The sequence below is a fragment of the Shewanella sp. SM87 genome (genome assembly GCF_025653705.1).
GTDB classification, from domain to species: Bacteria; Pseudomonadota; Gammaproteobacteria; order Enterobacterales; family Shewanellaceae; genus Shewanella; species Shewanella oncorhynchi.
This window is the reverse complement of the sequence record NZ_JAKKSC010000105.1, coordinates 1-500: the sequence shown is the minus strand read 5'-3', so window position 1 is coordinate 500 and position 500 is coordinate 1. Positions and strand designations below refer to the sequence as shown.

1 rRNA gene is annotated in these 500 nt (G+C 50.0%); it reads left to right on the top strand.

The features are described 5' to 3' along the window. A 23S ribosomal RNA gene (locus tag L5M11_RS23875) occupies positions 1-500 on the top strand; the annotation flags it as partial.

Here is a 500-nt window from a genome sequence, read left to right as displayed (position 1 = left end):
AGTGGAATGCGTTGGAAAGCGCAGCGGCACAGGGTGATAGCCCCGTACATGAAAACTAACCATTGATGAAAACGAGTAAGGCGGGACACGTGACATCCTGTTTGAATATGGGGGGACCATCCTCCAAGGCTAAATACTCCTGACTGACCGATAGTGAACCAGTACCGTGAGGGAAAGGCGAAAAGAACCCCTGTGAGGGGAGTGAAATAGAACCTGAAACCGTATACGTACAAGCAGTGGGAGCGGTTCTTGAGACCGTGACTGCGTACCTTTTGTATAATGGGTCAGCGACTTACATTTTGTAGCGAGGTTAAGCGAATAGCGGAGCCGTAGGGAAACCGAGTGTTAACTGCGCGTTTAGTTGCAAGGTGTAGACCCGAAACCCGGTGATCTAGCCATGGGCAGGTTGAAGGTTGAGTAACATCAACTGGAGGACCGAACCGACTAATGTTGAAAAATTAGCGGATGACTTGTGGCTGGGGGTGAAAGGCCAATCAAAC